Below are 8,457 nucleotides of genomic sequence, written 5' to 3' on the forward strand. Positions count from 1 at the left end.
GGGATAATGCAGTTAGTAGAACGTACTATTATTAAAAAAAATCATCCCAATTATAAATCACTTGATGCTCTAGCTTTCTTGTCTAAAAATCTTTACAATATAGCTAACTACATAGTTAGACAAGAGTTTATTAATAAAGGAAATTATCTAAATTATAACAAGGTTCAAAAGTTATTACAGTCGGGAGTAGATTATCAAGCAATACCGGCGAAAGTTACGAGCGCAGGTTTTGATTCTTTTAGATAAAAATTGGCAAAGTTTTTTTCAAGCTATAAGAGCTTATAATGAATGTCCAAGTAAGTTTGAAAGTCGTCCTAAACTACCAAAATATAAACATAAAAAGAAAGGTAGGAATCTTCTAGTTTATACATGCGCAGGCGATTAGTAAGCCTCAATTAGTAAAAAATAAAAAGATATTACTATCAAAAAGTGAGCTATTTTTTGACAGTAAAATAAGTTATGATTCTCTGCAACTTGTGAGAATTATTCCTAAGCTTAATTACTATGTTATAGAAGTGGTTTACGAATCCGTTGAAGTTAAATTAAATTTGTCAGAATATCATGTAGCTTCTGTAGATTTGGGAGTAAATAATTTGGCGACTGTAACATCAAATAAAAAAGGTTTTCAACCTTTGATTATTAACGGCAGACCAGTCAAATCAATCAATCAATTCTATAATAAGAAAAAGGGTAAACTACAGTCAGAATTAAAGGAGACTAAAAGTAGTAATCGAATCAAAAGATTATCGACAAAAAGAAATTTAAAGATTGATGATTATCTGCATGCATACTAGCAGATATATTATTAATCATCTGATAGAGAACCAGATAGGAACTTTAGTAATAGGAAATAATCCTAACTGGAAACAAGACATAAATCTAGGCAAAAAAAACAATCAAAATTTTGTTCAAATTCCTTTTTTTAAGTTAATTGAACAACTAAAATACAAAGCCAAATTAGTAGGAATCAAAGTAATAATTAATGAAGAGAGTTATACTTCAAAAGCTAGTTTTTTAGACTTGGACGACTTACCAGTTTATCAAAAAGGTGTGAAACATAGATTTAGTGGTAAACGAGTGAAAAGAGGACTTTATAAAACTTCAAATGGTATCAAATACAATGCTGATGTCAATGGAAGTTTAAACATATTACGAAAAGCAGTCCCAAACGCTTTTAGCAATGGGATAGAGGGTGTTGTAGTTCATCCGGTTAAGGTAACACTTAATTAAAGCTAGGTCAAGGAATATTTTTCTATAGATTTAGTAACTATTAAACTGAAATATATTAAATATTATCGCTACTTAATAATTAGGGTTTGCTGATGAAATATAAAAGTCTTGATATATAAAGGTTTTGGCCTTTTTAGGTAGTGAAAAAGTACCAGGTTTTTGCCAAACATTGCTCAAAAAGTGAGTATTGGCGTAAGTATAGAGGCAGAATCACTATTGGGATAATTTTTCCTTTGTACGTCCTCTACAACTCCTGATTCCTCTTGACTCTTCACTACTCCCTACTCCCTACTCCCTACTCCCTGCCAAGCGCAAAAAGACTTTTTCAGCAAACCCTAATTAAGATTTACCTCCTAATATTTTGATGTTGGTTCCGCTTCTAAGATAACTCTGACTACTTTCAAAATCGACTAATTTCTCTTCAAAAATCACATCCTAAAAATCAAAAATTATAACTTTATCCACAAGATTTATCTCGCCACTCAACCTCTAATAAAGTTAATAACTTTTCATCTCCTTTGGCTTTAGCTATTGAACGTCGCCATTGTAATATGTCGCATATATTTGTTCTATTTATCTGAGCTATCTTTTTTGGCTCAACCTGCTTCTTTTCTACTCTTTGAGCAACATTAATAGTCTGTTTTTCCTGAGCTAACTCATCATCTCTAGCACAACACAGCTTTTGAGAAGGATGCTGAGGTATAGGAATATGTTTAACGTAAGGATAAGTCCATCCTTGGCCTCTATGTTGTCCTCTGTATTGCTCCACTGTTTCCCCCATCATCATATTAATAGTGGGAAGCTCTTGTCGATTACACTGATAGTCATTATTTAGTTTCATATCATCAGACCCTATTGTAAAAAAACTTTTTTTATTTCTGTATCTATTTTTACATTTTACTTAGGAATATTCTAATTTTTGACAAAAGTTTACCTAAATGGGGAGTAGGGGAGTAGGGGAGTGGGGCAGTAGGGTCAATTTATTGTCACTAGAGAAAAATTGTATCCTTTGAAATTTCGTACATCTTGCTAGGATTAGTTAACCAAAGATATAGGATATAAAGTTCAGGACTTACGCAAAGACACTACATATAGTAGATAAAAACTATAGCACTATGGTATGTATAGTGCTTAAACCCATGAAAATGCGTAAGTCATGGAGTTGTAAATATTCTCTGACGACAAAGAATTAGCCCTACCCTTTCAAGGGGATGAAAAAGCGATCGAGAGATGGCTCCGAAACTTGCGCCATATCCAATCTACCAAGAAAAAATCAAGTTCAATATTTCAATCCCCAGGACTTACGCAAAGGCACTATTTCTAGAGTCTAAGTACTATTGGACAATAGTTTTGAGCGCTATATATAGCGTATATGCGTAAGTCCTAAATCCCAATACTTTAACTAGAGGTACTGTTAACGCAGTTCCGACCATAGGAGGCTAACTGATAACTGAAATGACGCTGGGTAGCACCCCTGTTCCCTATTCTCTATTTTCTGGAGATGTCTATTCTCAAAAATAGTGATAGAAATAACTGACAAATAGCAACAAGTAGTGTTAATAAAACAATTCTTCTGACAAAATTACTCTTGAATTATGACTACTGTACATTGCCAATTTGACGGTTGTCAGACTTGCCTCATTAAACTCTATTATTGAATTTCTCTATTCTCTAATTATTGAAACATTACTGTCCACAATCTATTCCAATGATGGGCAATTATTATTGATTTGTTTCTGTAAAAAATTAGCTTACTATTATATGTTGACAAAATAGCCAAGTATTATTTAATATAGAATTATAGACACATAAATAAACAAATACGGCCAAAAAAAATATATATAAATTTAAGGTAGATTTTATGAAAAGAATTATCAAAAATCAATCTACTGCTACTCATCCATTGGGTAGATTTGTAACTAGAGACGCATTAGCATTTCATTTGGGAATTAAATCAGATAATATCTACAAAATAAACTGTTGGAAATATGTAATTCATGTCGTAGGTAAAGGTAAAAGTAGATTTGTAAGTTATGCCGATATGCCACCTATTTTGGGGGTAGAGCCACCAAGAAAATCAGATTTTACTAAATGGAGAAAACGAATCAAGGCTAGAAAGCAAAAGTATGTCCCAAAATTTTGGGCACAATTTTATGTTGAAAAAATTCATAAATCTAATTCAATTCAAAGATTACATAGTTGGGAAAATTTAGTGAAACAATGTAAGTCATTAATATCCTTAGAAGGAGTAAAAAAAATCGATCTTGCTTTGATTCAAGAAAAGTCTAAATTAGAAAAATTAGTTTCTCATAGTTAGTCAAAATAACTACGATTGAATATTGATGACTATCTCACGATAGTCACATTTGAGTAAGATATAAATTGTATTTATTTTAGTAGTATGACTTAAAATTAAGGTGGCGATCGCACAAGTTGAAATTCTATAAAGTGGAAGTGATAAAACTAGAAAATTAAGCTCAAGAGGTTAACAAAGTCAGAAGTCAGAAGTCAGAAATTGTTTTTGTAAGGGGGATTTTAGCAAGCCTCCAAAAACATTTCGTGTTAAAAGCCTAACGGCAGTTATATCCTACTAGATATGGTAGTTCTGCGTAAGTTCTGTGAGTGCTAATAGACATCTGTTTAATAATTGATAATTGATAATTACCTCTCCCTAAAAGGGAGAGGATTTTTACCGAATAATTAAGGTAAAAATCAAAAATCAAATCAATTATTTCTCCCTGTTGCCTGTTGCCTGTTGCCTGTTGCCTATTGCCTTTTTTCTGGAGATGTCTAATCGTTACCAGTAAAGCAACATTGACTCCCCAGATTGAGCAAATTGCTTCAAAATAAAAATGTAGATATAGTCAAGGAATAAGGAGTAGACCATGCGACTACTACACACAATGCTGCGAGTCAACAACCTAGAAGAATCCCTCAAATTCTACTGCGATGTCCTCGGCATGAAACTATTACGCCAAAAAGACTATCCAGGTGGTGAATTTACTCTAGCCTTTGTTGGTTATGGCGATGAGTCAGACCACACAGTACTCGAATTAACATATAACTGGGGTAAAGACCAATACGAATTGGGCGATGCTTATGGCCATATTGCTTTGGGCGTTGATGATATTTATGGCACTTGCGAACAAATAAAAGCACAGGGAGGTAAAGTGACAAGAGAACCAGGGCCAATGAAACATGGCTCCACAGTTATTGCCTTCATTGAAGACCCAAATGGCTATAAAGTAGAACTAATTCAATTAAGCTCTCGTAGTAGCAATTCAGAAAAAGAAGTTGCAGCTAGAACTCATTGAAGAAGGCAGAAGGCAGAAGGCAGAAGGCAGAAGGCAGAAGGCAGAAGGCAGAAGGCAGAAGGCAGAAGGCAGAAGGGAAAATTTCTTATGGATAGTCAACGATCGGCCACTCGATGTCTTATGACCCTAAACAATTTTCAGCACTGTAAGTGACGGTGGGGTATTAAACCCGCTACAGAAAAGATAAATAATTTCAGGCAAAAGGAGGATAGGAGAAGATAATCAGCTAATTAGCAAATATAGTAATGTGCCCTGGCATATTTACAAATTGCAGTAGATGTCCAATAGCTAAAAGTCTTATATTATTAGCTTTTTATCCCCCCTACTGCCTGTTGCCTATTGCCTGTTGCCTGCGCGCAGCGCTATAGCTGAAAGTTAAAGGTGTTTTTTGAACTTAAACCCAAAATCTATCTTCCTTCTTTTATTTTAAAGACAGCAAGGTTCGACCTACCCTATAAATAGTTTTATAGGAAAAAATTTAAAATAGTCCAAATGCAGCCAACTGACCCAAGCAAATTTACAGAACAAGCCTGGGATGCCATAGTCAAATCCCAGGACGTTGCCCGACGTTACCAAAACCAACAACTAGAAGTAGAACATCTAATCATTGCCCTCTTAGAACAACAGGGAACAGCCAACAAAATTTTAAACCGCGTTAGTATAGAACCAGAAAATCTCCTCCAACAAATAGACTCTTTCGCCAAACGCCAACCCAAAGTTGGTAGTATCGAACATCTCTATCTAGGGCGCAGTCTGGAAATTTTTCTAGACCTAGCTGATGAAGCAAGAGAACAATGGGAAGACAAATTTATTGCCGTCGAACACCTCCTACTCGCCTTTTACCAAGACAAACGCCTTGGTAATAAACTCCTCGGTGGAGGTACTCCCCAACTACCAACTCGCCCTGGTTTTGAGCGCCCCCAAACCTCACCCAAAGTTGAATTTGAACAACTAGAAGCAGCAATTAAAGCAGTTCGTGGTAGTACCAAAGTCGAAGACCAAAACCCAGAAGCTAGTTATGATGCTTTGGCAAAATATGGGCGCGACCTCACAGAGTTAGCTAAAGCAGGCAAACTTGACCCCGTTATTGGTAGAGATGAAGAAATTCGGCGCGTGGTTAGTTGTTTATCCCGTCGGACAAAAAATAATCCTGTACTTATTGGAGAACCAGGAGTTGGAAAAACAGCGATCGCTGAAGGTTTAGCCCAACGCATTGTTAACGGCGATGTACCAGAGTCCCTTAAAGAACGACAACTTATTGGTCTTGACATGGGAAGTCTCATCGCCGGGGCAAAATTTAGAGGGGAATTTGAAGAAAGGCTCAGATCGGTTTTGCGAGAAGTAACTAATTCTGACGGTCAAATTGTTCTATTTATCGACGAACTACATACTGTTGTTGGTGCAGGTTCCAGTGGCGGTACGGGTTCGGGTGTAGATGCAGGTAATCTCCTCAAACCAATGCTGGCTCGTGGAGAATTGCGTTGTATTGGTGCAACAACTATTGATGAATATCGCAAACATATAGAAAAGGATGCTGCTCTGGAACGTCGGTTTCAAAAAGTAGAGGTTGGTCAACCAAGTGTAGAGGATACTATTTCTATTCTACGGGGATTGAAAGACCGTTACGAAACTCACCACGGGGTAAAAATTACTGATGCTGCTTTGGTTGCTGCTGCTACTTTGTCGAACCGTTATATTTCGGACCGCTTTTTGCCAGATAAGGCGATCGACTTGGTAGATGAAGCTGCTGCTCAACTAAAAATGGAAATTACTTCTAAACCTGAAGAACTAGAAGCTATTGACAGACGCATTATGCAGTTGGAAATGGAGAAACTTTCCATTGAGGGAGAGTTGCAAAGCAGCAAAAAAGATCAAAATTCTGAACCTACACCACCTGCGAAAGTTTCTCCAGCATTGCAAAGCATTACAAATGAAATTAATGTCTTGAAGCAAAAGCAGGAAAAATTTTCCTCTAAATGGTCTGGGGAAAAAGAATTGTTAAATACAATTAATTCCCTTAAAGCAGAAGAGGATAAATTAAAAGTACAAATAGAACAAGCAGAACGAGCTTACGACCTGAATACTGCAGCTCAATTAAAATATGGTCAACTAGAAACTGTACATCGCGATCGCGAAGCTAAGGAAGCAGAATTATTAAAAGTTCAAGCTCAAGGTTCGTCTCTTCTCCGGGAACAAGTTACGGATGCAGATATTGCAACTATCGTGGCTAAGTGGACGGGTATTCCAGTAAATCGTTTATTGGAGTCGGAACGCCAGAAGTTACTACAATTGGAAAAACATTTACATCAACGGGTAATTGGGCAGTCGGAAGCGGTGGAAGCTGTGGCAGCAGCTATTAGACGTGCTAGAGCAGGGATGAATGACCCAGGAAAGCCAATCGGTTCGTTTATGTTTTTAGGTCCTACTGGAGTTGGTAAAACAGAATTGGCGCGAGCTTTGGCACAGTTTTTGTTTGACCGGGATGATGCTTTGGTGCGGATTGATATGTCTGAATATATGGAGAAACACGCTGTTTCTAGGTTAGTAGGGGCACCGCCTGGATATGTGGGTTATGACCAAGGGGGTCAGTTATCGGAGGCAGTGAGGCGACATCCTTATTCTGTGCTGCTGTTTGATGAAGTGGAGAAGGCTCACCCAGATGTATTTAATATATTGTTGCAGGTATTAGATGATGGTAGGATTACTGATTCTCAAGGGCGGTTAGTTGATTTTAGCAATACTGTAATTGTAATGACGAGTAATATTGGTGGTGAGTATATTCTGGATGTGGCGGGGGATGACTCTAAGTATGAGGAGATGTATAAACGAGTGATGGGGGGGTTGCGAAAACATTTCCGACCGGAGTTTTTAAACAGGGTGGATGAGATTATATTGTTCCACACTTTAAGGAAGAGCGAATTACGGCAAATTGTGGAGATTCAAGTGAAGAGAATTGAAAGGTTATTAGGGGAACAAAAAATTAGTTTGAAGTTAACTCCTGCGACTTTAGACCACATTGCTGAAGTTGGATATGACCCGGTTTATGGAGCGCGACCTTTGAAACGAGCAATTCAAAAAGAATTAGAAAATCCTCTAGCAAATTTGATTTTAGAGAATAAGTTTGTTGGTGGAGATATTATAGTAATTGATTGTGTAGATGGTGGTTTAGTGTTTGGGAAAAAAGAGGAATTGGAATTGGTGAAAAGGTAATTTGATAAGAGTGCGAGCTTCTAGCTCGCCAGTATAATTAAATTATAGATTTTAGATTAGGAAAATAGAAAAGTTATGAAATTACACAGCAACAGAAAAAATTGAGATGCACCCGAATATACTCCTTAACCCAAAGTAAAGTTCTTTTCTCCTTGAGTGGTGTTTAAAATTATTTACTCTACTTCAATAACCTCTAGTATAGCTTTTTTCCCAGTCATAATATGAAGGAGCTTGACTATCTTTATTAAAAAAGCTATACCTACACTACTATTAGAAGAGTTTAAAATCCAGTTATCTGTCTTCTTAGAAAAAGCAGCATTCTTGACTTTTAGTCCTTTAACTAATTTAATTAAAAAAGGTTGATATTTTTTAAAAACACTCCCACAATTAGGAAGTTGATAATCTTGATTCTTTTTAGACCATTGAATCCTCTTACGAATAGGATTATTTTTCAAATTTGCGACCTCAAAATTAAATACGGCTTTGAGAATAAGGTAAGAAGTTAAACCCGTAAAAATAGTTGAACGATAGCCTTTAACTATATCTTCTTTTTTTAAAGTACGAGTTGAATTAGTAGTAAAATCAAAAAAAGTTACACTTTCAACAAAGTCGTATATTGTAGATTATGTCTCCACCATCTCCCTGCATTCATAGCTAATGCTCAACCAACTGTGGCAGGTACTGAACTCAGATAATAAAAAGA

General features: G+C 36.2%; 8 protein-coding genes and 1 pseudogene. 7 read left to right on the forward strand and 2 right to left on the reverse strand.

Features of this window, described 5'->3' with window-relative positions:
• The 3 genes and pseudogenes from F6K54_RS34735 to F6K54_RS34745 form a co-directional block, all read left to right on the forward strand.
• A pseudogene (locus tag F6K54_RS34735) lies at nt 1-246 on the forward strand (hypothetical protein); the annotation flags it as partial.
• Nucleotides 247-515: 269 nt separating this feature from the next.
• Nucleotides 516-794 carry a transposase gene (locus F6K54_RS34740; protein WP_293088212.1) on the forward strand — a complete coding sequence of 93 codons (279 nt, stop codon included), beginning with the start codon at nt 516-518 and terminating at the stop codon, nt 792-794.
• Nucleotides 784-1,230, forward strand: coding sequence for a transposase (locus tag F6K54_RS34745; protein ID WP_293088213.1), 447 nt, complete (start codon nt 784-786; stop codon nt 1,228-1,230). Before F6K54_RS34740 ends, F6K54_RS34745 begins: the two co-directional genes overlap by 11 nt.
• Nucleotides 1,231-1,687: 457 nt before the next feature.
• On the opposite strand, the gene F6K54_RS34750 is transcribed toward F6K54_RS34745, so the two are convergent.
• A complete protein-coding gene (locus F6K54_RS34750) occupies nt 1,688-2,071 on the reverse strand; it encodes a hypothetical protein (protein WP_293088215.1) in 384 nt (127 codons plus the stop codon).
• Between the two features lie 1,020 nt (nt 2,072-3,091).
• On the opposite strand from F6K54_RS34750, the gene F6K54_RS34755 reads away from it, so the two are divergent.
• The 4 genes from F6K54_RS34755 to clpB all read left to right on the forward strand — a co-directional run bounded on the left by F6K54_RS34755 (nt 3,092) and on the right by clpB (nt 7,754).
• Nucleotides 3,092-3,547, forward strand: coding sequence for a hypothetical protein (locus tag F6K54_RS34755; protein ID WP_293088217.1), 456 nt, complete (start codon nt 3,092-3,094; stop codon nt 3,545-3,547).
• 568 nt (nt 3,548-4,115) lie between these two features.
• On the forward strand, nt 4,116-4,544 hold the full coding sequence (gloA, locus tag F6K54_RS34760; protein WP_293088219.1) for a lactoylglutathione lyase: 429 nt from the start codon (nt 4,116-4,118) through the stop codon (nt 4,542-4,544).
• Nucleotides 4,525-4,668, forward strand: a complete 144-nt coding sequence (locus tag F6K54_RS34765) for a hypothetical protein (protein ID WP_293088221.1) — start codon at nt 4,525-4,527, stop codon at nt 4,666-4,668. Before gloA ends, F6K54_RS34765 begins: the two co-directional genes overlap by 20 nt.
• 368 nt (nt 4,669-5,036) lie before the next feature.
• On the forward strand, nt 5,037-7,754 hold the full coding sequence (clpB, locus tag F6K54_RS34770; protein WP_293088223.1) for an ATP-dependent chaperone ClpB: 2,718 nt from the start codon (nt 5,037-5,039) through the stop codon (nt 7,752-7,754).
• A gap of 173 nt (nt 7,755-7,927) precedes the next feature.
• On the opposite strand, the gene F6K54_RS34775 is transcribed toward clpB, so the two are convergent.
• Nucleotides 7,928-8,209, reverse strand: coding sequence for a hypothetical protein (locus F6K54_RS34775; protein WP_293088225.1), 282 nt, complete (start codon nt 8,207-8,209; stop codon nt 7,928-7,930).
• Nucleotides 8,210-8,457: the final 248 nt, after the last annotated feature.

The sequence above is a fragment of the Okeania sp. SIO3B5 genome, from assembly GCF_010692555.1.
Taxonomy (GTDB): domain Bacteria; phylum Cyanobacteriota; class Cyanobacteriia; order Cyanobacteriales; family Microcoleaceae; genus Okeania.